We start from the raw sequence: 26,350 nt of genomic DNA on the forward strand, positions 1-26,350 counted from the left end.
CCCGTGTGCCCCGGGGCCGATGCCCTGGAACCGTGGCCCCGCAAGGAAAAAAGGCCCCCAAGGGTCACCGGAGGGTGACAATTCGCGCCGACCGGCGATGCCGTGCGAAAACCGGCCATCTCCCTGGTGAGAGGGGCGAATGCCTCCTAGCGGACCCCCGCGTCGAGGGCCGGGGAAGATGTGCCAGAGTTGCCACGTCCGCCCTGTCAGCACGTACCGTACGGCAGCACAGGTGGGACCAGGTGGGGCAGCGGGAAGGGGCAACCGGTTTGACCACGCACGCACTGCAGACGGCGCAGGCCGTGACGCTGCCCGTCTCGCTGGACGAGGCGGTGGCGGCGCTGTCCGCCATGCCCACGGCCGTTCCGGTGGCAGGCGGCACCGATCTCATGGCCGCGGTCAACTCCGGACAGCTGAGACCGGCCGCGCTCGTCGGCCTCGGCCGGATCAGCGAGATCCGCGGCTGGCAGTACCAGGACGGCCACGCGCTGCTCGGCGCCGGCCTCACGCACGCCCGCATGGGCCGCCCCGACTTCGCCGCCCTCATCCCGGCGCTCGCCGCCGCCGCGCGGGCCGCCGGACCGCCGCAGATCCGCAACGCGGGCACCCTCGGCGGCAACATCGCCTCGGCCGCCCCCACCGGGGACGCGCTGCCCGTACTGGCCGCCCTGGAAGCCACGCTGATCATCGCGGGGCCCGGCGGAACCCGCCGCGAGATCCCGGTGTCGCACCTGCTCGCGGGCGTCGACATGCTCCGCGGCGGAGAACTCATCGGCTACGTGCGCGTGCCGCTGCTGCACGCCCCGCAGGTCTTCCTGAAGGCCACCGGGCGCACCGGCCCGGGGCGCGCCATCGCCTCCGTCGCGGTCGTCCTCGACCCGGCCCGGCGCGGCGTCCGCTGCGCCGTCGGCGCCATAGCGCCGATGCCGCTGCGGCCCCTGGACGCCGAGGCGTGGGTGGCCCAGCTGATCGACTGGGACAACAGCCGCGCGATCGTCCCGGAGGCGCTGACCGCGTTCGGCGAGTACGTCGCCGCGGCCTGCATCCCGGACCCCGTCCCCGCCGAGGACGGATCCCTGACCCCGCTTCCGCCCGCCGTACTGCACCTGCGGCGCACCGTCGCCGCGCTGGCCCGACGAGCACTTGGGAGGGCACTGTCGTGACCGACGACCAGCACGAAGAGGGCGCTCCGCGCAGCGGCGGCCGCTGGGATCCGCTGCCCCAGGGCGACTACGACGACGGCGCCACCGCGTTCGTGAAGCTTCCCGAGGGCGGCATCGAGGCGCTCCTCGCCGCCCGGGAGCCGCTCGCCGCGCCCGGACACGGCTATGTGCCCCCGCAGATCGCCGTGACGCCCGCCCCGCCCGAGACGGCGGACCCGGCGTCCGGCGGAACATGGGCCGGCCAGGGCGGCACCGCCCCGTGGCCGGATCAGAACGCGGCGCGGCAGGGACAGGGCGCCCACGACGACCGCTTCTCGTACCACCCCGGGTCCACCGGGCAGTGGGAGTTCGACGATCCGACCCGTCACGGCGCCGCCGGGCAGGGCCAGGGGCACGACGCCGGGCACGACGTCACCGGGCAGTGGTCGATCCCGGTAGCCGTAGGCGATCTTCCGGACGAATCGGGTGAGTTCACCACCTCGGCGCTCGTCGAGCAGTGGGGCAGCACCCCGCCGGCCACGCTCCCGGGCGGCGCGTCCGCGCCCTGGGCCGAGATCGGGCAGCCGTGGACCGCCGACACCCACGAAACGACCGCTGAGGCCCTCGCGGAGCACGCCGGGCAGCCGCAGGCCGAATCGCCCGCACAGGCCGCCCAGCGGCCCGTACAGCCCGCCCATGAGGCACCTGAGCCCGCCGCCGGCCCCGGATCGGTGACCGGGGGGTCACCCGAGGTGCCCGAGCCGGACCCGGCGCACGAGGCTCCCGGGACGGATGACGGGACGCGGGACGCGGACCACCTGGCCCCGGCCGCCAACGACGAACACCCCCTCGCCTCGTACGTCCTGCGCGTCAACGGCGCCGACCGGCCGGTCACCGACGCCTGGATCGGCGAGTCGCTGCTCTACGTACTGCGCGAACGGCTCGGCCTCGCGGGCGCCAAGGACGGCTGCTCGCAGGGCGAGTGCGGCGCCTGCAACGTCCAGGTGGACGGCCGGCTCGTGGCGTCCTGTCTGGTCCCCGGCGTCACCGCCGCCGGCAGCGAGGTGCGCACCGTCGAGGGCCTGGCCGCCGACGGCCAGCCCTCCGACGTCCAGCGCGCGCTGGCCAAGTGCGGCGCCGTGCAGTGCGGATTCTGCGTCCCCGGCATGGCGATGACGCTGCACGACCTGCTGGAGGGCAACCCCGCGCCCAGCGAACTGGAGACCCGCCAGGCCCTGTGCGGCAACCTGTGCCGCTGCTCCGGCTACCGCGGCGTCCTGGACGCCGTGCGCGAGGTCGTCGCCGAACGCGAGGCGCACTCCGCCGCCGCGGCCGAGAGCGTCCCCGAGGCGGAAGAGGCCCGCATCCCGCACCAGGCGGGCCCCGGCGCCGGCGGTGTCCACCCGTCCGCGTACGAGGACAATGCCGCGTACGGCTCCCGGGCGCAGCACGACCCGTACGGCCAGGACGGAGGCCAGGCGTGACCAACCAAGCCGCGACCGCGACACCGGCGGCGCACGAGACGGGCCCCGAGCCCCTGCCGCACGGGCTCGGCGTCTCGCTGCCCGCCGCCGAGGACCGGGCCAAGACCGAGGGAACCTTCCCCTACGCCGCCGACCTGTGGGCCGAGGGCCTGCTGTGGGCCGCCGTGCTCCGCTCGCCGCACCCGCACGCGCGCATCGTGTCCATCGACACCAGCCACGCGCGCGAGATGCCCGGCGTACGCGCCGTCATCACCCACGAGGACGTGCCCGGCACCCCCCTGCACGGCCGCGGCAGGGCCGACCGACCGGTGTTCGCCTCCGAGGTCGTACGCCATCACGGAGAGCCCATCGCGGCCGTCGCCGCCGACCACCCGGACACCGCGCGGATGGCCGCCGCCGCCGTCATCGTCGAGTACGAGGTGCTCGAACCGGTCACGGACCCGGAGCACGCCTTCGAGGCCGAGCCGCTGCACCCCGACGGCAACCTGATCCGGCACATCCCGCTGCGTCACGGCGACCCGGACGCGGTCGGCGAGATCGTCGTCGAGGGCCTGTACCGCATCGGCCGCCAGGACCCCGCCCCCATCGGCGCCGAGGCCGGACTCGCCGTGCCCCGCCCCGACGGCGGCGTCGAGCTCTACATCGCCTCCACCGACCCGCACAGCGACCGGGACGCCGCCGCCGCCTGCTACGGCCTCGAACCCGCGCGCGTGAAGGTCGTCGTCACCGGCGTCCCCGGAGCCACCGCCGACCGCGAGGACCAGGGCTTCCAGGTCGCGATCGGCCTGCTCGCCCTGAAGACCGGCTGCCCGGTCAAACTCACCGCCACGCGCGAGGAGTCCTTCCTCGGCCACGCCCACCGGCACCCGACCCTGCTGCGCTACCGGCACCACGCCGACGCCGACGGCATGCTGGTCAAGGTCGAGGCACAGATCCTGCTCGACGCGGGCGCCTACGCCGACACCTCCGGGGAGTCCCTCGCCGCCGCGGTCTCCTTCGCCTGCGGCCCGTACGTCGTCCCGAACGCCTTCATCGAGGGCTGGGCCGTGCGCACCAACAACCCGCCTTCCGGGCATGTACGCGGCGAGGGCGCCCTCCAGGTCTGCGCCGCCTACGAGGCCCAGATGGACAAGCTGGCCAAGAAACTCGGGACGGACCCCGCGGAACTGCGCCTGCGCAACGCCATGGCCACCGGAGACGTCCTGCCGACCGGCCAGACGGTGACCTGCCCGGCGCCCGTCGCCGAGCTGCTCCAGGCCGTACGCGACTACCCACTGCCCGCCCTCCCCAAGGACACGCCCGAGGACGAGTGGCTGCTGCCCGGCGGCCCCGAGGGCGCGGGCGAGCCCGGTGCCGTACGCCGCGGTGTCGGCTACGCGCTCGGCATGGTGCACATGCTCGGCGCCGAGGGTGCCGACGAGGTCTCGACGGCCACCGTGAAGGTCCACGACGGCGTCGCCACGGTGCTCTGCGCGGCCGTGGAGACCGGCCAGGGCTTCACCACGCTGGCCCGGCAGATCGTCCAGGAGACGCTCGGCATCGACGAGGTGCACGTGGCCCCGGTCGACACCGACCAGCCCCCGGCGGGCCCGAGCTGCCGGGGCCGGCACACCTGGGTGTCCGGCGGAGCGGTGGAGCGCGCGGCCAAGATGGTCCGCACCCAGCTACTGCAGCCGCTGGCGCACAAGTTCGGCATGTCCACCGAACTGCTCCAGATCACCGACGGCAAGATCACCTCGTACGACGGTGTCCTGTCGACCACGGTCACCGAGGCGATGGACGGCAAGGAGCTGTGGGCGACCGCCCAGTGCCGCCCGCACCCGACCGAACCGCTGGACGAGGCCGGCCAGGGCGACGCCTTCGTGGGCCTCGCCTTCTGCGCCATCCGCGCGGTGGTGGACGTCGACATCGAACTGGGTTCGGTACGGGTCGTGGAGCTGGCTCTCGCCCAGGACGTCGGCCGGATCCTCAACCCGGCCCAGCTCACGGCCCGCATCGAGGCGGGCGTCACCCAGGGCGTCGGCGCCGCGCTGACCGAGAACCTCCGGACGGCCCGCGGCCTGGTCCGGCACCCCGACCTCACCGGCTACGCCCTGCCGACCGCCCTGGACGCGCCCGACATCCGCATCGTCAAGCTGGTCGAGGAGCGCGACGTCGTCGCCCCCTTCGGCGCCAAGGCGGCCAGCGCGGTGCCGGTCGTGACCTCGCCGGCGGCCATCGCGTCCGCCGTACGGGCGGCCACCGGCCGGCCCGTCAACCGACTCCCGATCCGCCCCCAGGCGGCCGTGGTGACGTCCTCGTGAGCGCCCCGGAGCCGGCGGCCGGCGAACCCGCGCGGGACGGCCTCGACCCAGCCGTCCCCGGCGCCGAGGCCGGGCAGCCGCGCTACGAACCCCCGCCCAGCGTGGGCAAGCTGCTGATCTGGGTGCTGCTGTTCGTACTGGCGGCCGTGGTCGTCGTCCTGGGCGGCGTCTACTTCACCTGACGAGGGCCGCGTCCACCTGACGAGGACCCGTCCGCCTGACGAGGGCTGCGTCCACCTGACGCGGGCCGCGCCCCTTCCCTGCCGTGCGCGACCCGCGCCCCGACGGTTCCTCCTTCGCGCGTGGCTTGTTCCCGCGCCTCTTCGGCGTTGTCAGTGGGGCGGCGTATCGTTCTGGAGCGATGGGGAACTGCCGTGGAACGACCGGCCGTTCCCCGCGGGGGAAGCACGGAGCGTTCACATGCGCGGGGGAGCCATGAGTACGACTGACACCGATGTCAAAGGCGCGATCACACTGACCGGCGACGAACTGGATCCGTTCGTCACGCACGCGGGCACCCGGGACCGGCTCACCGGCCCCGGACTGCCCCGGGACGGCGCGCTGCTCGGCTTCGACGCCCTGCGGGAGCACGGCCTGCGCACGGTCGCGGACCTGGCGGGCGGTGCCGACAAGCTCGCCGAGGAACTGCGCGACCAGCTCGTCATAGGGGCGCTGCGCAGCCTCGACCGGGACCTGGAGTCGATCCTGCTGGACGGGACGACGGGCGAGGTCTCGTCGGCCCGCGTCCCGCCGGACCCCGCCCGGCTGGACCTCGCGCCCCTGGCTCCCTCCCTGGACGCCCTGCTGAGTTTCGCGGCGGCCACCGAGGAGCTGACCGTGTCCCGGGGCGGGCCGGGCTCGTTCGGCCCGAAGGCGGTCGCCGAGGTGTCGGACCGGCTGAGTGCCGTCTTCGCCGACGGCGCGGGCGCGGACGTGCCCCCGTACTGGCGGATGGCCGCGCTGATCCGTCCGCTCGCCCGGATCGCCGGACCGGGCGACGGGCTGGTGCTCGGCCTGCCGGCGCGGCTGCTGGACGAGGAGTTCGGCGCGGGCGGGATCATGCGCTTCGAGGACGTCGACTTCCCGCCCGCGCTGACGCACGAGCCGACCCGCCGCTTCCTCCGGGAGTCAGGCCTGCCGGAGGACGGCTACCTCTTCCAGCTCGACACGGAGGTGCCGCTGCCGGCGCTCACCGAGTACTACGCGGACGAGCGCCCCGACGAGTTCGCCGCCGGCCTGCTCCCGGCCGCCGCCGACCGCCTGATACGCCTCGGCCAGCTCCTGGAGGACACGAGCCTGGTCGTGGACGGCACCACGGGCGCGGTGCTCGCCTGGAGCGAGCCGGACCTCACCCTGCGCCCCCTGAACGCGGACATCTCCACGCTGGCGTTCACCCTCTGGCTCGTCCACCGCGAGAAGACCGTGGACGCGGCCCACGGCCTCAGCGGCTCCTACGGCCAGCTCGCGGCCACCCTGACCGAGACCCTCGCCACCGTCGACCCCACCGCCTGCGACCGGACCCCGACCCTCCCGGGCGACGACGGCCGCCGCTACTGGCCGGAGATATTCGAGGACCGGTCGGGCGGCCTGCTGTACGTGTAGCGGGCCCGCGGACGGACACCCGGGGACCGACACCCGCGTCCGGACCGGCCGCACGCCAGGTCGAGATCGATGTCGACCACTGACGCACCCAGGTGCCGGGAGGGAATCCCGTCCCCCTGCCCGGATCGGTCCAGCTCTCCTGGCTTCAAATGCCTTCAAATGGCTTCAAGGGGCGGGAGTGCTCAATGAGTCGGGCGAGTTCGGTCAATTGCAGAATCACGACACAGGGCCACTCCGCGAGGAGTAAATCTAGTGGTGGCTGGAAACCGCGCGGCCCGCATGTCGAATTGGGGTTCTCATGTCATTCCCGTCTCAGCCCCCGTCTCAGCCACCGCCTCCGTCTCAGCCCGCGTCCTCGCCCCCGTCCTGGCCGCCCCCGAGTGCGCCTCGCGCCAAGAGGCGGCCCGAGCACTGGACGGCGATGGCCGCGCTCATCACCGCGGTCACGGGTGTGCTCACCTTCCTGGTGGGCTTCATCGCCCTGCCGGCGGCTGGGGTTCGTTCGCCCCTCGGCGCCGCGGCCACGGTGACCGCCACGACAACAGCCGCGGTCACCGCTACGGCAACGGTCACGGCTCCAGCGCCGCTCTCCTCCGCCGGGGAAAACGGGGGGACACCTTCACCCGGCAGTCCCACCGATTCCTACGCGGAGCACTGGTCGGGGCGCGTGAAGTTCAACGGCTGGTTCAATCTTGATTCGGTGCCCCCTTCGAGCGACGGGGGCGGTGACCTGAGAATGGACGGCATCACGGATACCGGGGCCGCGACATTCATCGATTTCAACATGGTGGAGATGCCGAAAGGCGAGACCCCGACCCCCGATTCGTGCGTACTGCTCGTGAAAACCCAGCCCGACCAAAATATCGATCTGCCCGTCGGGCGCACCATCTGTTTCGTCACCGACGAGGGACGGCCGGCCATGGCCACCGTGGTGTCACTCGACAAGGTCGACGTCAAGGCGACCCTCGACGTCACGGTGTGGGAGGTACCCGCGTAGACGCGGACCGGGACGGCCAACCGGAAGGGCGGCACCCCGGTGGGGTGCCGCCCTTCCGTTTCGCCTGGTCAGGCAGGCAGAGGCCGTGGCGGGAATTGAACCCGCGTAACTCGCTTTGCAGGCGAGTCCCTGAACCACTCGGGCACACGGCCAGTCTCAGGTGCGGCACGGCTCACTCGTTCCGAACCTGATGGGTCGACCGTAGGCGGGGTGCGGGAGCGGGCTCAAGGGTTCCGGGGCGGCCGCAACGCGACTGCCACACGCCGTTCACGAACCGCGGGGCGGCTGGTTCGGGGGAGTGGTCCTAGGGCCAAAGGACCGGTTGATCACCGCCTTCGGACAGGAGTCACGGCGGGCCGCGCACCTTACGCTGGCGGCCATGACAGCACTGGAAGCACGCGCGGCCGCGACGACGGTTCCGTCCGAGGAGACGGGCGGGGTACTGAGCCGGCCGTACCGGGCGCTCAGCATCGGCATCGTGTCCGTGGTGCTGGTGATCGCCTTCGAGGCGACCGCCGTGGGGACGGCGATGCCCGTCGCCGCGCGGGAGCTCGGCGGGGTCGCCCTGTACGCCTTCGCGTTCTCCGGGTACTTCACGACGAGCCTGTTCGGGATGGTGCTCGCCGGGCAGTGGTCCGACCGCGACGGGCCGCTCGGCTCGCTGGCCTCGGGCATCGGCGCGTTCGCCGCGGGGCTGCTGCTGTCCGGGACGGCCGGCGGCATGTGGGTGTTCATCCTCGGACGGGCCGTCCAGGGCCTCGGCGGCGGGCTCGTGATCGTCGCGCTGTACGTCGTCGTCGGGCGGGCCTATCCGCAGCGGCTGCGCCCCGCGATCATGGCGGCGTTCGCGGCGGCGTGGGTCGTACCGTCCGTCGTCGGCCCGCTCGCCGCGGGCGCGATCACCGAGCACCTCGGCTGGCGCTGGGTGTTCATCGGGATTCCGGCGCTGGTCGGCGTTCCGCTCGCGCTCGCCCTGCCGCAGATACGGCGGCGGGCCTCGGGACAGGCGGGGGCGGGCGGCCGTGCGCCGCTGGACCGGCGCCGCATCCGGCTGGCCTTCGCGATAGCGCTGGGCGCGGGGCTGTTCCAGTACGCCGCCCAGGACCCGCGCCCGCTGTCCCTCGTGCCCGCCGCGGCCGGTGCCGCGCTCCTCGTATCCGCCGTGCGCGGGCTGCTGCCCCGCGGCACCTGGCGGGCGGCGCGCGGGCTGCCGTCCGTGGTGCTGCTGCGCGGGGTCGCCGCCGGCGCCTTCGTCTCCGCCGAGTCCTTCGTGCCGCTGATGCTGGTCACTCAGCGGGGGCTGTCGCCGACGCTCGCCGGGCTCTCGCTCGCGGCCGGTGGCGGGACCTGGGCGCTGGGGTCCTGGGTGCAGGCACGGCCGCGCGTGGAGCCGTACCGCGACCGCCTCATGTTTCTCGGCATGCTGCTGGTCGCTGCGGCCGTCGCCGCGGCCCCGAGCGTGCTGATCCCCGCCGTTCCGGTGTGGACCGTCGCCGTCGCCTGGGCCTTCGGCTGCTTCGGGATGGGCCTGGTGATCGCCTCGACCAGTGTGCTGCTGCTCCAGCTCTCGGCCCCCGAGGAGGCCGGCAGCAACTCGGCCGCCCTGCAGATCTCCGACGCCCTGTCCAACGTGCTGCTGCTCGCCGTCGGCGGGGCCGCCTTCGCGGCCCTGGGCGGCGGCGCGGTCGCCCGCACGGCCACCGCCACGGCGTCCGCCGCCCACAGTTCCCACCCGGCCGCCTTCGCCGTGGTGTTCCTGCCGATGGCGGGGGTGGCACTGCTGGGAGCGTGGGTGACGACCCGGCTCCGGGAACGATGACGGCAACGACAAGTGGCACTGCTTCGACCCCGCTCACCTTGCCGCGTACCGGCTCGTCGTCGAGGCGGCGGCCGGCCATCCGGCGGATGTGGCCCTCATCGCATCGCGCTTGAGGGCGCCGCACGGGGCGATGTGACCTCAGTCCCATCCACCGGTGCCCGGGCCTCGTCCGCACGCCGTCGTGAGCCGGGCGCCGGTAGGGTGGCCCGGTTGTCATACGTAGCCGAGCCGCCCGCCCGCCTCCCGTCACGCCACATCTGACGCGCCGCGCGCGGACCCGGACGCTCCCAATCGACACCCAGACCGGAGACCGTGACTACCACCGCCGCCAGCGCCTCCCCGCACTCGCATCACCTCTCGCCCGCCTTCCCCGGCCGTGCCCCCTGGGGCACCGCCAACAAGCTGCGCGCCTGGCAGCAGGGGGCGATGGAGAGGTACATCCAGGAGCAGCCGCGCGACTTCCTCGCCGTAGCCACCCCCGGCGCCGGCAAGACGACGTTCGCGCTGACCCTCGCGTCCTGGCTGCTGCACCACCATGTCGTGCAGCAGGTGACCGTGGTCGCGCCGACCGAGCACCTGAAGAAGCAGTGGGCCGAGGCGGCCGCGCGGATAGGGATCAAGCTCGATCCCGAGTACAGCGCCGGGCCGCTCAGCAAGGAGTACCACGGCGTCGCCGTCACCTATGCCGGTGTCGGCGTCCGGCCGATGCTCCACCGCAACCGCTCCGAGCAGCGCAAGACCCTCGTCATCCTCGACGAGATCCACCACGCCGGTGACAGCAAGTCGTGGGGCGAGGCCTGCCTGGAGGCGTTCGAGCCCGCCACCCGCCGGCTCGCGCTCACCGGTACGCCGTTCCGCTCCGACACCAACCCCATCCCCTTCGTCACCTACGAGGAGGGGAGGGACGGCATCCGGCGGTCCTCCGCCGACTACACGTACGGGTACGGGAACGCGCTGGCCGACCACGTCGTGCGGCCCGTCATCTTCCTCTCCTACAGCGGCAACATGCGCTGGCGCACCAAGGCGGGCGACGAGATCGCCGCCCGGCTCGGCGAGCCCATGACCAAGGACGCGATCAGCCAGGCCTGGCGCACCGCGCTCGACCCGCGCGGCGAGTGGATGCCGAGCGTGCTGCGCGCCGCCGACCAGCGGCTCACCGAGGTGCGCAAGGGCATCCCGGACGCCGGGGCGCTCGTCATCGCCACCGACCAGGACTCGGCGCGCGCCTACGCCAAGCTGATCCGCGAGATCACCGGCACCAAGGCGACCCTCGTGCTGTCCGACGACACCGGCGCCTCGAAGCGCATCGACGACTTCGCCGCGAGCGAGGACCGGTGGATGGTCGCCGTCCGCATGGTGTCCGAGGGCGTCGACGTGCCGCGCCTGGCCGTCGGCGTGTACGCGACCACCATCTCGACCCCCCTCTTCTTCGCCCAGGCCGTCGGCCGCTTCGTACGGTCCCGCAGGCGCGGCGAGACCGCGTCCGTGTTCCTGCCGACCGTCCCCGACCTCCTCACCTTCGCCAACGAGATGGAGGTCGAGCGCGACCACGCCCTCGACAAGCCCAAGAAGGAGGGCGAGGAGGACCCGTACGCCGAGTCCGAGCAGGAGATGGACGAGGCGAACAAGGAGCAGGACGAGGACACCGGCGAGCAGGAGCAGTTCTCCTTCGAGGCGCTGGAGTCCGAGGCCGTCTTCGACCGGGTTCTCTACGACGGTGCCGAGTTCGGCATGCAGGCCCACCCGGGAAGCGCGGAGGAGCAGGACTACCTCGGCATCCCCGGGCTCCTCGAACCCGACCAGGTGCAGTTGCTGCTCCAGAAGCGGCAGGCCCGGCAGATCGCGCACAGCCGCAGGAAGCCGGACGAGGAGGCGGATCTCCTCGAACTGCCCGCCGAGCGCCGCCCCGTCGTCTCCCACAAGGAGATGCTGGAACTGCGCAAGCAGCTCAACACCATGGTCGGCGCGTACGTCCACCAGAGCGGCAAGCCGCACGGCGTGATCCACACCGAGCTGCGCCGCGTCTGCGGCGGCCCGCCGAGCGCGGAGGCGACGGCGGGGCAGCTCCGCCAGCGGATCACCAAGGTCCAGGAGTGGGCCACCCGGATGCGGTGACGCCCGGACGTGACGACATCCGGATCCCGATCCCGGGAACGTCGGCGACGGCTTCCGGAACCGGGGCGTGTGCCGTGGCGTCCCATGGTCGGGGTGGCAGGACGACATGGGGAACCGGTCGTATCCGCGAACGGTCGTCCCCGCGAACGGTCGTATCCGGAACCGGCGGACGGGGTGCCGAACTCGTACCGAGGGAGGGGCGCGTTCTGTCCAGGGAGGCGTGCGGCTCGGCCCGTGCGCTGCGTATGCAGGCGGTGTACGCCGCGTTGCGCACGCCCCACGTTCTGGGACAAACGGAATCAGTCCGTACCAGCCGATGCCCGGATTCTGGACGGAGACTTCCGCTGAGCGGACCGGCTCGCTACTGTCCCGCTACGCACACGCCCCGTGGCAGCGCCGCCGCGGAGCGCAGCCGTGAAGCGACTGCACCCGGGAAGAGCCCGGGTTGCCGGCCGACCGGCGGCCTCTGAAGCGCGTCGCCGACGGGACTCGGTGACGCATCCGCCGTGCGGGGGCCGTCGACCTCACCACTAAGGAGTGGGCGTCGTGACCGCGGAGACCTCTCAGACGCTCGACCGGGGACTGCGTGTCCTCAAGCTGCTCGCCGATACGGATCACGGGCTGACCGTCACCGAGCTGTCGAGCAAACTGGGCGTCAACCGGACCGTGGTGTACCGGTTGCTCGCCACACTGGAGCAGCACGCTCTCGTACGACGTGACCTGGGCGGCCGTGCCCGTGTCGGGCTCGGCGTGCTGCGCCTGGGCAGCCAGGTGCATCCGCTGGTACGGGAGGCCGCGCTGCCCGCACTGCGGGCGCTCGCCGAGGACATCGGGGCCACGGCTCATCTGACGCTGGTCGACGGGACGGAAGCGCTCGCCGTCGCCGTCGTCGAACCGACGTGGACGGACTACCACGTGGCCTATCGCGCCGGTTTCCGGCACGCGCTGGACCGGGGGGCCGCGGGCCGCGCGATCCTCTCCGCCCGGCAGGCCCCGGTGGGGGAGCCCGGATACACGCTCACCCATGGGGAGTTGGAGGCGGGCGCGAGCGGGGCCGCGGCCCCGCTGATAGGGGTGACGGGGGTCGAGGGCAGCGTGGGGGTCGTCATGCTGGCGGACGCCGTGCCCGAGCGGGTGGGACCGCGCGTGGTCGACGCGGCCCGAGAGGTGGCCGACGCCTTGCGCTGACCCCGCCTCCCGTCAACCGGCCCGCAGGCGTCCGTCCCTCTGTCGCCCGTGCCCTCGGTCGCGGGGCCCGGCCCTCGCTCCGGACCGCGGACCCTCGCAGCCCGGCCCTCGCGGCCTCACCCTCGCTCCGCACCGCGGAGACCCGGACTGTCACACCCGGCCCCTGCGCGCGGGCCGTCCGTGGGACCTGTACGGAGGTGTCGTCGGGTGGTGACGTTAGATTGACCCCGTGCTCTCTCGCCTCACGCGCCCCAAGGCCGTCGCCATCTGCGCCCTCCCCGTCGTGGCTCTGCTCGCCACGGCGGTGTTCGCGCCGCTGCCGTTCTCCCTGGCGCAGCCCGGCCTGACGGCGAACGTCCTCGGCGAGAACAAGGGCGAACCCGTGATCACGATCACCGGAGCGCCCACCCGGAAGACCAGCGGTCAGTTGCGGATGACGACGATCGAGGCCACCGGCCCGGACGCGAGCGTCTCCCTCGGTGACGTGCTCAGCAGTTGGTTCGCCACGGACAAGGCCGTGATGCCCCGTGACTCGGTCTACCCGGGCGGGGGCAGCGTCAAGGAGATCGAGCAGCACAACGCGAACGAGATGAAGCAGTCCCAGGACAGTGCCACCGAGGCGGCGCTGGGGTATCTGCACGAGAAGGGCGACGTGAAGGTCACGCTCAAGCTCGCCGACGTCGGCGGACCGAGCGCGGGACTGCTCTTCTCGCTCGGCATCATCGACAAGCTGGACGGCGACGGCAGCGGCGGCGACCTCACGGGCGGCCGTGTCGTCGCGGGTACGGGGACGATCGACGCCGACGGGAAGGTGGGCGCGGTCGGTGGCGTGTCCCTCAAGACCCAGGCGGCCCGCCGCGACGGCGCGACCGTGTTCCTGGTTCCGAAGGCGGAGTGCTCGGACGCGAAGGCGGAGCTGCCGAAGGGGCTCCGGCTGGTCCCGGTGACCACCCTTCAGGGTGCCGTGAACTCCCTGGTGGCCCTGGAGAAGGACAAGGGCTCGGTTCCGAGCTGCTAGCCAACTGGCTATCTAACTAACCAACTAGCAGGCCGCGGCCGGCCGCGGCGCGGTGGCCAGCCGGAGGCCGACCCCCACGAGGGTCCAGCCGACCCGGGCGCGCAGCGGCCGACGGGGGCTCCTGGTCTCGGCCGTGAGCCGGTAGGCGTCCGCCTGCGCACGCAGGGTGGCGGTGCGCGCGTGCTGCAACTGGAGACTGGTGTCCGGGTGCATCGAATTGACCTCTCTTCGGTGTGAACGAGTCGATGTGGTCGTGCGAGTCACGTGCGGGTGCTGCGGGTTGTCCGACCTGAGCGGCCGGGTGGCCGGACGGTCGGACGGGCCGAGCGGCAGGGCGCGGCCCGTGACCGGGCGGATCGGGCGGATCAGTCGGAGGCCTGCGGGAACACGTGGGTGTGGAAGCGCACCCGCTCCGCCTCGGGGTCGTCCTCGGGGCGTTCGACGGCGCAGTAGCTGTCGAGCAGGTCGTGCATCTTCTTGATGAGCTCCTGCGACTGCGCGGGCGTCAGCCGCATCGTGAAGTCGCTCATGTCGTGGGAACGGGCCCACTTCTCGGACCAGTCGTCCCGGGTGCCGAGCCAGGTCGACAGTTCACGCGCGTGCGTGGTGGCGACCTCGTGCAGGAACGTGTCGACCGCCCCGCGCACCGCCGGGTCCGGGTCGACGAAGAGGTCCTCGCCGAAGTCCAGACCCTGGTGGACCGCCTGCCACCAGCGTTCGCGCCCCTTGCCCCGCTCCGGGGCGTCCTCCACGAAGCCGTGCGCGGCGAGCTGCCGCAGGTGGTAGCTGGTCGCCCCGCTGGACTCGCCCAGCCGCTCGGCGAGCATCGACGCGGTGGCCGGCCCCTTCCGGCGCAGGCTGCTCAGCAGTTCCATGCGCAGGGGATGGGCGAGACCGCGCAGCGAGCGGGCGTCGAGGCGGCGGTGCTGCCCGGGCTCGGGCGGCAGGGGTGGCTGAGGTGCTTCCGGGGGAAGCGGGGGCTGCTCCGTCATGTGTACAAAGATAGCGCTGCAAAGAATCCCTTGCAACGGTTTCTTTGCAACTACTTCTTTGGACCTCGCCCGCCGACCCGGTCCCGCCCCACCCCGCGAAGTCGCAAGCCCCGTAGCCCGGTTCAGTCCTGCTTGACGAAGCCCTCCTGTGTCATCCAGTCCAGGGCCACCTCGTGCGGGTCCTGGCCCTGGACGTCCACCTTGGCGTTCAGGTCCTGCGCGACCGTGTTGTTCAGCCTCTTCGTCACCGGCTCGATGACCTCGGCGATCTGCGGATACTTCTTCAGGGCCTTGGAGTTGATCACGGGCGCGGCGTTGTAGTTCGGGAAGAACTTCTTGTTGTCCTGCATCACCTCCAGGTTCATCGACTTGATGCGCCCGTCGGTGGTGAACACCTCCCCGTACGTACAACTCCCCTTCTTCACCTGGGTGTAGATGATCCCGGTGTCCATCTGCGTGATGTTCTTCGCGGGGATGTCCATCCCGTACGCCTTCTCCATGCCCGGCAGTCCGTCGGCCCGGTTGGCGAACTCGCTCTCCACGCACAGGGTGACCGCGCTCGGGTCGGACTTCGACAGCGCGGCCACGTCCGACAGCGTCCTCGTGCCGTACTTCTTGAAGTTGGCCTGGTTCATGGCGAGCGCGTAGGTGTTGTTGAGGGCGGACGGCGGCAGCCAGGTGACCCCGTTCTTCGGGTCGGCGTCGTGCACGGCCTGCCACTGTTTCTGCGGGTCGGGGATCGGCTCGCTGTTGCCCAGGTACGTGATCCACGCGGTGCCCGTGTACTCGTACATGGCGTCCGCGTCGCCGTTCTTGATCGCCTCGCGCGCGCCGATCGACCCCTGGATGCCGGTGCGGTCGACCACCTTCGCGCCGGCCGCCTGGAAGGCGATGCCCATGATCGCGCCCAGGATCAACTGCTCGGTGAACTCCTTCGACGCCACCGTGAGGTCGGCGCCCTTGAGCGGCTCGCCCTGCCCGATGGTGCCCGGCTTGACGTTGTCGGTCATCGGGGAACCGCTGGTCAGCCCGCACGCGGACGCCAGGACGAGGGCGGCGGCCAGCGCCGCGTGGGCGCGCGCCCTCCTCATGTCCCCGCCTCCAGCCCGCGCGGCCGCAGCAGCAGTTCCGCCAGCGAGGCCAGCCAGTCCACAAGGAGCGCGAGGGCGACGGTGAGGATGGCGCCCAGGACCAGGACCGGCATGCGCTGGGTGGTGATGCCGGTGGTGATGAGCACGCCGAGACCGCCGCCTCCGCCGAACGTGGCGAGGGTCGCCGTGCCCACGTTCAGCACCAGCGCCGTCCGGACGCCCGCGAGGATCAGCGGTACGGCCAGCGGGAGTTCGACCTGGCCGAGCACGCCCAGCGGCGACATGCCGATGCCGCGCGCGGCCTCCAGCAGGGTCGGGTCGTTGGCCTTCAGACCGGCGATCGTATTGGAGAGGACCGGCAGGATCGCGTAGATCGTGATGCCGATCAGCGCCGACTTCTCGCCCGTGCCGAGCCAGATCACGAGGAGGGCCAGCAGGCCGATCGCCGGGGTCGCCTGCCCCATGTTGGCGATCGTCATCGCGATCGGGGTCAGCTTCCGGAACGCCTTGCGGGTCAGCAGGATGCCCGAGGGGATCGCGATGATCAGCACGAAGAACGTGGAGATCAGCGTCAACTGGATGTGCTGCCAAAGGGCCTTGGACACCTGGCCGTTCGACAGGGCGTTCTTGGAGATCGCGTCGAGGTCCGCCTGCTGGAACCAGATCCAGGTGGCCAGCAGCAGAGCGATCAGTACGGCGGGCAGGAAGGTCAGCTTCTGCCAGCTGATCCGGCGTCTCGGGGGCGCGTGCGGCGGCGGCGCCTCCCGCTCGCCCTCGCCGTCACCCTCGCCGTCGTCGCGGAAGGCGACCCCCTTGACCTCGTGCTCGCCCTCGGGGCGCCGGGCCGTGGGCGGCGTGCTCACGCCTTCGCCTCCCCGTCGTCGACGCCTTCCTGCTCGAACTGGGTCTGGTGGGCGCGGGCCTCCTCCAACTCGTGCTGGTGCTCCATGGCCTCCAGCCGGTCGGCCTCCAGGAGCTCGTGCACCGAGTTCATCAGCGTCTCCATGTCGACCACGCCGGTGTACTCGCCGCGCCGCCCGGTGACCGGAACCCGGCCCGAGTTGTCCGTGAGCACCGCCTCCAGGGCGTCCCGCAGCGTGGCGTCCCTGGTCACCGTGTCGTGCACCAGCGTGCCCGCCCGCGCGAGCGAGCCCTTGGCCCGCATCAGATCCCCGCGCCGCAGCCACTTGTAGGGGCGGCCCCGCTTGTCGAGCAGCAGGATCTCGTTCGTACCGCTGGAGCGGAGCTTGCCGAAGATCTCCTGGAGCGGATCGTCGACGGTGACCGTCGGACAGCCGGTGATCTCCACATCCCGTACGCGGCTGAGGTTGAGCCGCTTCAGGGCCGCGCCCGCGCCCACGAACCCCGACACGAAGTCGTCGGCCGGGTTGGTGAGGATCGCCTCCGGGGTGTCGAACTGCGCGATGTGCGAGTGCTCGCGCAGTACCGCGATCCGGTCGCCCAGCTTGATGGCCTCGTCGAAGTCGTGGGTGACGAAGACGATCGTCTTGTGCAGCTCGTGCTGGAGCCGGATCAGCTCGTCCTGGAGATGGTCGCGGGTGATCGGGTCCACCGCTCCGAACGGCTCGTCCATGAGCAGCACGGGCGGGTCCGCGGCCAGCGCCCGCGCCACGCCCACGCGCTGCTGCTGACCACCGGAGAGCTGGCGCGGATAGCGGCCCTGGAACTCGCCCGGGTCGAGCCCGACCAGGTCCAGCATCTCCTCCACCCGCGCCTTGATCCGTGCCTTCGGCCAGCCGGTCATCCTCGGCACGAGCGCGATGTTCTGGGCGACCGTCATGTGCGGGAAGAGCCCGGACGACTGGATCGCGTAGCCGACCTTGCGGCGCAGCTTCACCGGGTCCATGTCGGTGACGTCCTCGCCGCCGATCCGGATGCGTCCGCCGCTCGGCTCGATCAGCCGGTTGATCATCTTCAGGGTGGTCGACTTGCCGCAGCCGGACGGGCCGACGAAGACGACGAGCTCGCCCGCCTTGATCTCCATGTTGACGCTGTCCACGGCGGCGTCGCGGCTGCCGGGGTAGCGCTTGGTGAGGTTCTCCAGCTCGATGGTGGCGCCCGTGGTGGCCGTCGCGCCCCCGCCGGCCGCGGTGCCCGCGCTGTCCGCGGCGCCTCCGGTGCCCTCGGCACCCGCGGGGTCCTCGGTGGTCTCGGCGGTCTCAGGCACGGATTCCCCTCGGGATGGTCAGCCGGCCGAGCAGGACGTACGCGGCGTCGAAGAGCAGCGCGAGGATGATGATCCCGACCGTGCCCGCGAGCACCTGGTTGAGCGCGTTCTTGCTGCCCAGCGAGCTGATGCCGCGGAAGATCTCGTTGCCCAGGCCGGGCCCGGAGGCGTAGGCCGCGATGGCCGCGATGCCCATCAGCATCTGGGTGGAGATCCGGATGCCGGTCAGGATCGGAGGCCAGGCCAGCGGCAGTTCGACGCGCATCAGCCGGGCCGTGCGGGACATCCCGATCCCGGTGGCCGCGTCGACCAGCGCGGGATCGACCCCGCGCAGCCCGACGATCGAGTTGCGCACGATCGGCAGCAGCCCGTACAGCGTCAGGGCGATCACCGTCGGCGGGACGCCCAGCCCGACGATCGGGATCAGCAGACCGATCATGGCGAGCGAGGGAATGGTCAGAATGGCCGAGGTCGTCGTGGTGGCCAGGTTGCCCGCCCAGTCGCTGCGGTAGGTGACGACACCGATCACCACGCCGATCAGGGTCGCCACGACCATGCACTGGAAGACCGCGCTGGCATGCTGATAGGCGTCCGTGAGCAGTTGCTCGTGGCGGCTGCTCAGGTACTGCCAGAAGTTCACGCCACGTCACCCCGCTCATCGGTTCAGTGCTCGGTCGCCGCCTGTTCCACGAGCGGGATGATCCGCAGCGGAACCGGGTTCTCCATGACGATCGCCGTGGACGCCCGGACGATGCCATCAAATCCGACAACCCGGTCGATCACACGCTGGAGATCGGCGTTCGAGCGGGCCACCAGCCGGCACAGCATGTCCCCGCCGCCGGTGGTCGTGTGCAGCTCCAGCACCTCGGGCACCGTCGTCAAGTGGGCGCGTACGTCCGCCCCTTGCCCCTGCCTGATCTGGAGCGTGGCGAACGCCGTGACCGGATAGCCGAGGGCCGCCGGGTCGACCTGCGGACCGAAGCCCCGGATGACTCCGTTCGACTGAAGCCGGTCCAGCCGCGCCTGCACCGTGCCCCGCGCGACCCCGAGCCGCCGGGACATCTCCAGGACCCCGATACGCGGCTCCCGCGCCAGCAGCAGGAGCAGCCGCCCGTCCAGATGATCGATCGCCACGGGGCCTCCGAGATGGTCATCATGTACAGAAAGCCCCCCGGTCCGGGTCCTTCACTGCACACATTGTTCAGTCGACAAGCGAACTATTGCGCACCTTGCGGATCGGAGGGAGTCTGCGGCCATGACGCAGACCACACACCACACTCCCGACACCGCCCGGCAGGCCGACCCCTTCCCGGTCAAGGGAATGGACGCGGTCGTCTTCGCCGTCGGCAACGCCAAGCAGGCCGCGCACTACTACTCCACGGCCTTCGGCATGCGGCTCGTCGCGTACTCCGGACCGGAGAACGGCAGCCGCGAGACGGCCTCGTACGTCCTGGAGAACGGCTCGGCGCGCTTCGTGTTCACCTCGGTGGTCAAGCCCGCCACCACCTGGGGCCACTTCCTGGCCGAGCACGTGGCGGAGCACGGCGACGGCGTCGTCGACCTGGCCATCGAGGTCCCCGACGCGCGCGCCGCCCACGCGTACGCCGTCGAGCACGGCGCCCGCTCGCTCGCCGAGCCGTACGAGATGAAGGACGAGAACGGCACGGTCGTCCTCGCGGTCATCGCCACGTACGGCAAGACCCGCCACACGCTCATCGAGCGGACCGGCTACGACGGCCCCTACCTGCCTGGGTACGTGGCCGCCGCGCCGATCGTCGAGCCGCCCGCCAAGCGCACCTTCCAGGCCATCGACCACTGCGTCGGCAACGTCGAACTCGGCCGGATGAACGAGTGGGTCGCCTTCTACAACAAGGTCATGGGCTTCACGAACATGAAGGAGTTCGTGGGCGACGACATCGCGACCGAGTACAGCGCGCTGATGTCGAAGGTCGTCGCCGACGGCACGCTCAAGGTCAAGTTCCCGATCAACGAGCCCGCCATCGCCAAGAAGAAGTCCCAGATCGACGAGTACCTGGAGTTCTACGGCGGCGCGGGCGTCCAGCACATCGCGCTGAACACGAACGACATCGTCGCGACCGTACGCACCATGCGCGCGGCCGGTGTCCAGTTCCTCGACACCCCCGACTCCTACTACGACACGCTCGGCGAGTGGGCCGGCGACACCCGCGTCCCCGTCGACACCCTGCGCGAGCTGAAGATCCTCGTCGACCGCGACGAGGACGGCTATCTGCTCCAGATCTTCACCAAGCCGGTCCAGGACCGTCCGACCGTCTTCTTCGAGATGATCGAGCGGCACGGCTCGATGGGCTTCGGCAAGGGCAACTTCAAGGCCCTCTTCGAGGCGATCGAGCGCGAGCAGGAGAAGCGCGGCAACCTCTGAGCCCTGGGGCGGGCCCCCTGAGGGCCGGCCGAGTCCTACGTGCCCGGTGCGCGCCGAGCGGCGTGCACCGGACACGTGCGTTCCCTGGCACGTCCGTCGTCCGTTCCCTGGTACGTCCGTTCCCGCGTTCAGCGCGCGGAGGGCCGCGCCGGCTCGGTCGGCGGGACCGCCGCGCCGAGGGAGCCGGCGCCGGGCGACGCCGGCGAACCCGCCACCCCCGAGGACCCGGCCGCGCCCGCCGTTCCCGCCGCGTCGTCGGACCCCTCCGACTGCCGGGACGGATCGGACGGATCGGACTGCCCGGACGGACCGGACGGACCGGGCTGACCGGATCCGTCCGGTTCCCCGGACTCCGCCGCGTCGTCCGGCGGACCCCCGGCCGGCGGTTCACCCAGCGCGGCCAGCGCCTCCTGAGCCGCGGGCGCCAGCAGCGGCGAGAAGTACGGGTTGATCCGCAGGGCCTCGGCGAGATGCCGGCGGGCCGGACCGGACAGCCCCAGATCCCGCTCGATCCGCCCCCGGTGATACGCGTACGGCGCGCTGCGCACACCGCCCCCGTGCTCAGCGTCCGTGGCCCGCACGGCGAAGCCGAGCGCCTCCTCGTCCTCCCCGGCGCGGTGCAGCGCCCAGCCCAGCGCGTCCGCCACCGCGATGCCGGGCTGGCGCTGCCACTCGGCGCGCAGCGCCCGCACCGCCGCCCGCGGATCGCCGTGGTCCGCCTCGAACAGCCCGAGGACCAGTTCGTCGTCGACGCCGTCCGCGGTCTCCCGCCGCACCAGCTCCCGGAGCAGGTCGTACTGCACGCGCGCGGCACCGCCGAGTCCCAGCTTCTCGTACAGCTCGCCCAGTTCCAGCGCGTAACGCGGCGTGGGCCGCCTGGCGAGCGCCGTCCTGTACGCGCGCAGCGCCTCCGACGTGCGCCCGAGCGCCGCCAGCGCGCGCCCCTGCCCGGCCAGCGCGTCGTAGCCGTCGGCGTCGGTGTTCATCGCGGCCCGGTAGTGGTCCAGGGACTCCTGGAGGTCACCGCGTTCCCACGCGAGGTCACCGCCCTGCCGGAGGAAGGCCGCCTGCTCGGAGGGGGTCGCCGCGCCCGCCGCCGCGTCCGAGATCGCCGCCGCGGCGTCCTCGCGGCTGCCGCGGTCGCGGTACACCCGCGAGGCCACAGCCCGTGCCGACGGCCCGGAACGCAGGTCGAGCAGCTTGCCGAGAGCCTTGCCCGTCGCCTTGTAGTCACCGAGCCCGGTGCAGGCGTCGACGAGCGTCGCGTACGTCGTCCACCGCTTCGGCGACAGTTTCAGGGCCGCCTCGCCCCACTGCTTCGCGGCCCGGAAGTCCCTCCGCGCGTCGGCGAGGGAGGCGAGGCCGTCCAGCGCCGCCACGTTGTCCTTCGGGCGAAGGCCGAGTGAGGTGCGCAGGGCCTTCTCGGCCTTCGGGTAGTACGCGGCCGCCGCCGTCCGACGCGCACGCTCCGTGTACGCGACGCCGAGGACCGCCCACGACACGTCGTCGCGCGGACGGGCCCGCACCCGGGCCTCGCGGTCGTCGATGAGTGCCGCGAGATCGGGCAGCGCCGCCGGCACCCCGGCTCCCATGGCGGTCACCGCCCGCGCCGGCGGACCCGGGGCGGGCCGCGGCGCCCCGCCCCGCCCCACCGAGGGCAGCAGCACCAGCACACCGCCGAGCACGGCACAGCCGACGGCCGTGCCGATCAGCGCGCGCCGGGCGAGCGGCGGACGGCGCGGACCGGACGGCTCCGGGGACCGCTCGCCGACGGGCTCCTCGGGCCGGGCGCCGGAGGGCTCCGCGCGTCCGGACCCGGCGGGCACCGGCTGTCGCTCTTCGATCTCCATGCCGCTCACTGTGCGTCAATACGAAGACCGGACCCCGGCACGCGAAGCCCCGCGCGGATGGGGTTCACACCGATGGCCCCGGGTGCGACCCTGTGATCATGAGCCGTATCGAAGCCCCGCGCGATGAGGACACGGCAGCGGCCGGCAGCCTCGTCGACCGTCTGCTGAGCGGTCTGCCGGCCGAGGCCGTCCTCACCGACCCGGACGTCACGGCCTCCTACGCCAACGACATGGCGAGCTTCTGCGAGGCGGGGACACCCGCCGTGGTCGTCCTGCCGCGCACCGTCGAGCAGGTCCAGCACGTCATGCGCGTCGCGACCGGACTGCGCGTCCCGGTCGTCCCGCAGGGCGCCCGCACCGGCCTGTCCGGAGCGGCCAACGCCACCGACGGCTGCGTGGTGCTGTCCCTGGTGAAGATGGACCGCATCCTGGAGATCAACCCGGTCGACCGCATCGCCGTCGTCGAACCCGGTGTCGTCAACGCCGCGCTCTCCCGCGCCGTGGGCGAACACGGCCTGTACTACCCGCCGGACCCCTCCAGTTGGGAGACGTGCACCATCGGCGGCAACATCGGCACGGCCTCCGGCGGCCTGTGCTGCGTGAAGTACGGGGTGACGGCCGAGTACGTCCTCGGCCTGGAGGTCGTCCTCGCCGACGGACGGCTGATGTCCACCGGCCGCAGAACCGCCAAGGGTGTCGCCGGATACGACCTCACCCGCCTCTTCGTGGGCTCCGAGGGCTCGCTCGGCATCGTCGTACGGGCGATCCTGGCGCTGAAGCCGCAGCCTCCCCAACAGCTCGTCCTGGCCGCCGAGTTCGGGTCGGCTCGGGCCGCCTGCGACGCCGTCTGCCGGATCATGGAGGGCGGCCATGTGCCGTCCCTGCTCGAACTGATGGACCGTACGACCGTCAAGGCCGTCAACGACCTCGCGCACATGGGCCTCCCGGAGACCACCGAGGCATTGCTGCTCGCCGCCTTCGACACCCACGACCCGGCGGCCGACCTCGCGCTGGTGGGCGCTCTCTGCGAGGCCGCGGGGGCGACCCAGGTGGTCCCCGCCGAGGACGCCGCCGAGTCCGAACTCCTGCTCCAGGCAAGGAGGTTGGCACTCACGGCGCTCGAAGCGGTCAAGGGCACCACGATGATCGACGACGTGTGCGTGCCGCGCTCCCGGCTCGGCGACATGCTCGACGGCATCGAGCGCGTCGCCGAGAAGTACGCCCTGACCATCGGCGTCTGCGCGCACGCGGGCGACGGCAACACCCACCCCACGGTCTGCTTCGACGCCACCGACCCGGACGAGTCCCGGCGCGCCCGCGAGTCCTTCGACGAGATCATGGCCCTCGGCCTGGAACTCGGCGGCACGATCACCGGCGAGCACGGCGTGGGCGTGCTCAAGAAGGAGTGGCTGGCCCGCGAGATCGGCCCGGTGGGCGTGGAGATGCAGCGGGCGATCAAGACGGCCTTCGACCCGCTGGGCCTCCTGAACCCGGGCAAGCTGTTCTGAGACTCCAGGGCTCCTCACCGCCCTCGGACCCGCCGGGCCTCTCCACCGTCCCCGTCCGAGTCACCGTCGCCGTCACCGTCCGTTGACCCGTCAGGGCTGCTCACCCTCGACGGACTCGTCCGAAGGCCACGGGTCGCGCAGCCACAGCTCGTCGGGCGACGGGGCCCCGCCCTGGTCGAGCGAGGCCGAGAGCCTCCGGGACGGCGCGAGCAGCTCGGCCAGACCCGCGTCGATGCCGAGCGCCTCGGCCTCGGAACCCGGGGGGACAGCCCTGAGGGTGCGCTCCAGCCAGGCCGAGATCTGCGCGGCGGGCGCTTCGAGCAGCGCGTCGCCGTCGGGGGAACTGAGCGCCATCAGCACGACCCCCCGGCCGCCGACCTTCGTCGGCCACACCCGTACATCGCCGTGGCCGCACGGCCGGAACACCCCCTCGACGAGCAGTTCACGGGCGAACGTCCAGTGGACGGGATGGTCGGAGCCGATGTGGAAGGTGATGCGGACCGCGTACGGGTCGTCGGCGCGGTAACTGAGGCGGGCCGGTACGGGGATGCTGTGCTCGGGCGACAGGACGAGATGAAGCTCCAGCTCGCGTTCCACCACGGTGTGCATGTCGATGCGCTTCCTTTCGTCGTACGGGTCCTGTGGGCGGGCCCGTACGAGTGGAGAGCGCCTCGCGCCGGAATCATTACGCGGGTTCGGAGAAATCTTTCGGGCCCGCTTCGACCGTTCTTCGGGCACACGGCGCACAGCCTCGGAAGCCCGCTCGCAAGACGCGACGGAACCTTGCCCGAAAGGAGTGGGTACGGCGGGACCGGCCGTCACGCGCGCGCCGGTCTGGTAGATGTGGACCCCCAACACGACCCCCGAGCAGATACGGGACGACGGACATGAGCGCCCCAACCCCGGCCCCTGGTGACGACAGACCCCGCGAAGGGTATTACCCGGACCCCTCCATCCCTGGATATGTCCGGTACTGGAACGGCACCGCCTGGGTGCCGGGCACGAGCCGACCGGCACCGTCGGGCGGTGAGGCGCTCGCCCCGCCGGCGGGCGCGCGTGCCGCGCACGTGCCCTCCCCGGCACCCGCCCCGGCACCCTCCCCCGAGTTCCCGGCCTCGCTCGGCCAGGGCGGCACCACGTCCGCCGTGGAGGAGACGGGTCCGCACTTCTTCGACGAGGACCCGGAACCGCGCCGCGCCACCCGCGCGGAGTCCCAGCACGGCAGCCGGCCCGAGCCCGCCGCCGCGTGGGGCGCCGACCGCTCCCAGCAGTCCGGGTTCGGCGGCGACCAGGACCGCAAGGTGTCCTGGGGGACGGCGCCGGCCTCCGACCCGCGCGTCCCGCGCGCGGGAGGGGCCCCCGACGCGGTGATCCAGCCCGACGGGGCGGCGGCGCGCGCGGACGGTACGACGACGATTCCGCCCGCCGACTCCGGCGGCGCCCTCCGGCCCCCGGCGTCCGGTGGCTCCGTGGTCTTCCGCCGTCCCACGGGACCGGTGGCGTCCGCGGGGGAGCGGGACACGGCGGACATCGGCGGTACGGGCCGTACAGGTGACGTGGGTTCGGGCGGAGCCGACGGCGGGGGCGGGCCCGGGACCGGGAGCGCCGCGGGCACCGGGCGGTCCGGAGCCGGACACTCCACCGCCACTTCCGGCGCCCAGGGCCCCGTTCCCTCCGAGACCGACGGAACCTTCCGTGCGCCCTCCCCGCGTACGGAGCAGCAGAGCGGGGCGCGCGGCGGGAGCACGGCTCCGGCAGCGGCCGCGCGGAGCGCGTCCACCGCATCCGCAGCCGTGTCCGGTGCGTCCACCGTCCACCCCGCGCCTCCCGTGTCCGCCGCAGGCGGCGCCGGAGCCGGACAGGCGGCCCGGAACACCGCCGCTCCGGCTGCGGCCGCACCGTCCGCCGCCCAGGCGGCTCCCGCCCCCGCCGTGCCTCAACAGCCCGGCGGTTCCGTCCCCATGGCCCCCGGGGCGGGTGGCGGCCAGCCCTCCTGGGCCCAGCAGGTGCACCGGCTCGCGGGTGACCCGGCCGAGGAGGGGCAGCGGGTCGCGCCGTGGAAGCCGCCGGTCGACGACGTGTTCCAGGCGGCCGCGCGCCGGCACTCGGAGGCCCGTCCGGCGGGCCTCGGCAGACGGCTGGCCGCCCGGCTGGTGGACACCGTCGTCATCGCCGGCGTCACCGCGGCGGCCGCCGTGCCGCTCGGCACCAGGGCGGTCGACCACATCAACGAGAAGATCGACGCGGCCCGGCTGTCGGGCGAGAAGGTCACCGTCTGGCTCGTCGACGGCACGACCGCCTCCTGCCTCGGTGCCGTCCTCGCCGTACTGCTCCTCTTCGGCCTGCTCTACGACGTACTGCCGACCGCCAAGTGGGGCCGTACAGCGGGCAAGAAGCTGTGCGGTGTCGAGGTGCTCGACATCGAGGGGCACGAACCGCCGGCCTTCGGGCGGGCCCTGGTCCGCTGGCTCGTCCTCAGCGTGCCGTGCCTGCTGCTCTTCGGGTTCGTCGGTGTCCTGTGGTGCCTGTTCGACAAGCCCTGGAGCCAGTGCTGGCACGACAAGGCGGCGCACACCTTCGTGGCGGGGCCGGCCCGGTAATCCCGTCCCCCGGACGGCCCTTCGCCGGATGCGGAGCCGGGGGGTTCGCGGT

General features: G+C 72.5%; 22 protein-coding genes and 1 tRNA gene. 13 read left to right on the top strand and 10 right to left on the bottom strand.

What is annotated here, in order from left to right; genetic code table 11:
• Positions 1 to 269: 269 nt before the first annotated feature.
• The 6 genes from OHT01_RS24530 (at position 270) to OHT01_RS24555 (ending at position 7,528) form a co-directional block, all read left to right on the top strand.
• Positions 270 to 1,163, top strand: coding sequence for an FAD binding domain-containing protein (locus OHT01_RS24530; RefSeq protein WP_328555270.1), 894 nt, complete (start codon positions 270 to 272; stop codon positions 1,161 to 1,163).
• Positions 1,160 to 2,626, top strand: a complete 1,467-nt coding sequence (locus tag OHT01_RS24535; protein WP_328555271.1) for a 2Fe-2S iron-sulfur cluster-binding protein — start codon at positions 1,160 to 1,162, stop codon at positions 2,624 to 2,626. The genes OHT01_RS24530 and OHT01_RS24535 overlap by 4 nt, the downstream gene beginning before the upstream one ends.
• Positions 2,623 to 4,929 carry a xanthine dehydrogenase family protein molybdopterin-binding subunit gene (locus OHT01_RS24540; RefSeq protein ID WP_328555272.1) on the top strand — a complete coding sequence of 769 codons (2,307 nt, stop codon included), beginning with the start codon at positions 2,623 to 2,625 and terminating at the stop codon, positions 4,927 to 4,929. Before OHT01_RS24535 ends, OHT01_RS24540 begins: the two co-directional genes overlap by 4 nt.
• Entirely contained in the window at positions 4,926 to 5,111 is a 186-nt protein-coding gene (locus tag OHT01_RS24545) for a hypothetical protein (RefSeq protein ID WP_328555273.1), read from the top strand. The genes OHT01_RS24540 and OHT01_RS24545 overlap by 4 nt, the downstream gene beginning before the upstream one ends.
• 253 nt (positions 5,112 to 5,364) lie before the next feature.
• Entirely contained in the window at positions 5,365 to 6,531 is a 1,167-nt protein-coding gene (locus OHT01_RS24550) for an SUKH-4 family immunity protein (protein WP_328555274.1), read from the top strand.
• 421 nt (positions 6,532 to 6,952) lie between these two features.
• Entirely contained in the window at positions 6,953 to 7,528 is a 576-nt protein-coding gene (locus OHT01_RS24555; RefSeq protein WP_328555275.1) for a hypothetical protein, read from the top strand.
• Positions 7,529 to 7,608: 80 nt separating this feature from the next.
• On the opposite strand, the gene OHT01_RS24560 is transcribed toward OHT01_RS24555, so the two are convergent.
• Positions 7,609 to 7,680, bottom strand: a tRNA-Cys gene (locus tag OHT01_RS24560).
• 227 nt (positions 7,681 to 7,907) lie between these two features.
• On the opposite strand from OHT01_RS24560, the gene OHT01_RS24565 reads away from it, so the two are divergent.
• From OHT01_RS24565 to OHT01_RS24580, 4 genes are all read left to right on the top strand, one after another.
• Entirely contained in the window at positions 7,908 to 9,347 is a 1,440-nt protein-coding gene (locus tag OHT01_RS24565) for an MFS transporter (protein ID WP_328555276.1), read from the top strand.
• Between the two features lie 312 nt (positions 9,348 to 9,659).
• Positions 9,660 to 11,462, top strand: coding sequence for a DEAD/DEAH box helicase (locus OHT01_RS24570; protein ID WP_328555277.1), 1,803 nt, complete (start codon positions 9,660 to 9,662; stop codon positions 11,460 to 11,462).
• A gap of 546 nt (positions 11,463 to 12,008) precedes the next feature.
• Complete coding sequence (locus OHT01_RS24575) at positions 12,009 to 12,650, top strand: IclR family transcriptional regulator (RefSeq protein ID WP_328555278.1); 642 nt, start codon at positions 12,009 to 12,011, stop codon at positions 12,648 to 12,650.
• A gap of 229 nt (positions 12,651 to 12,879) precedes the next feature.
• Entirely contained in the window at positions 12,880 to 13,668 is a 789-nt protein-coding gene (locus tag OHT01_RS24580; protein ID WP_328555279.1) for a YlbL family protein, read from the top strand.
• A gap of 24 nt (positions 13,669 to 13,692) precedes the next feature.
• On the opposite strand, the gene OHT01_RS24585 is transcribed toward OHT01_RS24580, so the two are convergent.
• The 7 genes from OHT01_RS24585 to OHT01_RS24615 form a co-directional block, all read right to left on the bottom strand.
• Positions 13,693 to 13,881, bottom strand: coding sequence for a hypothetical protein (locus OHT01_RS24585; RefSeq protein WP_328555280.1), 189 nt, complete (start codon positions 13,879 to 13,881; stop codon positions 13,693 to 13,695).
• 152 nt (positions 13,882 to 14,033) lie between these two features.
• Complete coding sequence (locus OHT01_RS24590) at positions 14,034 to 14,660, bottom strand: ArsR/SmtB family transcription factor (protein WP_328555281.1); 627 nt, start codon at positions 14,658 to 14,660, stop codon at positions 14,034 to 14,036.
• Between the two features lie 122 nt (positions 14,661 to 14,782).
• Entirely contained in the window at positions 14,783 to 15,751 is a 969-nt protein-coding gene (locus OHT01_RS24595) for a glycine betaine ABC transporter substrate-binding protein (protein WP_328555282.1), read from the bottom strand.
• On the bottom strand, positions 15,748 to 16,614 hold the full coding sequence (locus tag OHT01_RS24600) for an ABC transporter permease (RefSeq protein WP_328555283.1): 867 nt from the start codon (positions 16,612 to 16,614) through the stop codon (positions 15,748 to 15,750). The genes OHT01_RS24595 and OHT01_RS24600 overlap by 4 nt, the downstream gene beginning before the upstream one ends.
• On the bottom strand, positions 16,611 to 17,822 hold the full coding sequence (locus tag OHT01_RS24605) for a betaine/proline/choline family ABC transporter ATP-binding protein (protein ID WP_328558247.1): 1,212 nt from the start codon (positions 17,820 to 17,822) through the stop codon (positions 16,611 to 16,613). The genes OHT01_RS24600 and OHT01_RS24605 overlap by 4 nt, the downstream gene beginning before the upstream one ends.
• Before the next feature lie 109 nt (positions 17,823 to 17,931).
• Positions 17,932 to 18,579, bottom strand: a complete 648-nt coding sequence (locus tag OHT01_RS24610) for an ABC transporter permease (RefSeq protein ID WP_328555284.1) — start codon at positions 18,577 to 18,579, stop codon at positions 17,932 to 17,934.
• 23 nt (positions 18,580 to 18,602) lie between these two features.
• On the bottom strand, positions 18,603 to 19,073 hold the full coding sequence (locus OHT01_RS24615) for an Lrp/AsnC family transcriptional regulator (RefSeq protein ID WP_328555285.1): 471 nt from the start codon (positions 19,071 to 19,073) through the stop codon (positions 18,603 to 18,605).
• Between the two features lie 121 nt (positions 19,074 to 19,194).
• Between OHT01_RS24615 and hppD the strand changes: the two genes are divergently transcribed.
• The gene (gene hppD, locus OHT01_RS24620) at positions 19,195 to 20,340 is read left to right on the top strand and encodes a 4-hydroxyphenylpyruvate dioxygenase (RefSeq protein WP_328555286.1); all 1,146 of its coding nucleotides are present in this window, start codon (positions 19,195 to 19,197) and stop codon (positions 20,338 to 20,340) included.
• A gap of 128 nt (positions 20,341 to 20,468) precedes the next feature.
• Here hppD and OHT01_RS24625 read toward each other — a convergent pair whose 3' ends face one another.
• Positions 20,469 to 22,190, bottom strand: a complete 1,722-nt coding sequence (locus tag OHT01_RS24625) for a tetratricopeptide repeat protein (RefSeq protein ID WP_328555287.1) — start codon at positions 22,188 to 22,190, stop codon at positions 20,469 to 20,471.
• 92 nt (positions 22,191 to 22,282) lie between these two features.
• Here OHT01_RS24625 and OHT01_RS24630 point away from each other — a divergent pair, with 92 nt between their 5' ends.
• On the top strand, positions 22,283 to 23,698 hold the full coding sequence (locus tag OHT01_RS24630; protein WP_328555288.1) for an FAD-binding oxidoreductase: 1,416 nt from the start codon (positions 22,283 to 22,285) through the stop codon (positions 23,696 to 23,698).
• 90 nt (positions 23,699 to 23,788) lie between these two features.
• Here the strand turns inward: OHT01_RS24630 and OHT01_RS24635 are convergent, their stop codons facing one another.
• Positions 23,789 to 24,307, bottom strand: coding sequence for an SsgA family sporulation/cell division regulator (locus tag OHT01_RS24635; RefSeq protein WP_328555289.1), 519 nt, complete (start codon positions 24,305 to 24,307; stop codon positions 23,789 to 23,791).
• Between the two features lie 278 nt (positions 24,308 to 24,585).
• On the opposite strand from OHT01_RS24635, the gene OHT01_RS24640 reads away from it, so the two are divergent.
• Positions 24,586 to 26,298, top strand: a complete 1,713-nt coding sequence (locus OHT01_RS24640) for an RDD family protein (protein WP_328555290.1) — start codon at positions 24,586 to 24,588, stop codon at positions 26,296 to 26,298.
• Positions 26,299 to 26,350 lie beyond the last annotated feature (52 nt).

The organism is Streptomyces sp. NBC_00358 (assembly GCF_036099295.1).
In the GTDB taxonomy this organism is placed as follows: Bacteria; Actinomycetota; Actinomycetes; order Streptomycetales; family Streptomycetaceae; genus Streptomyces.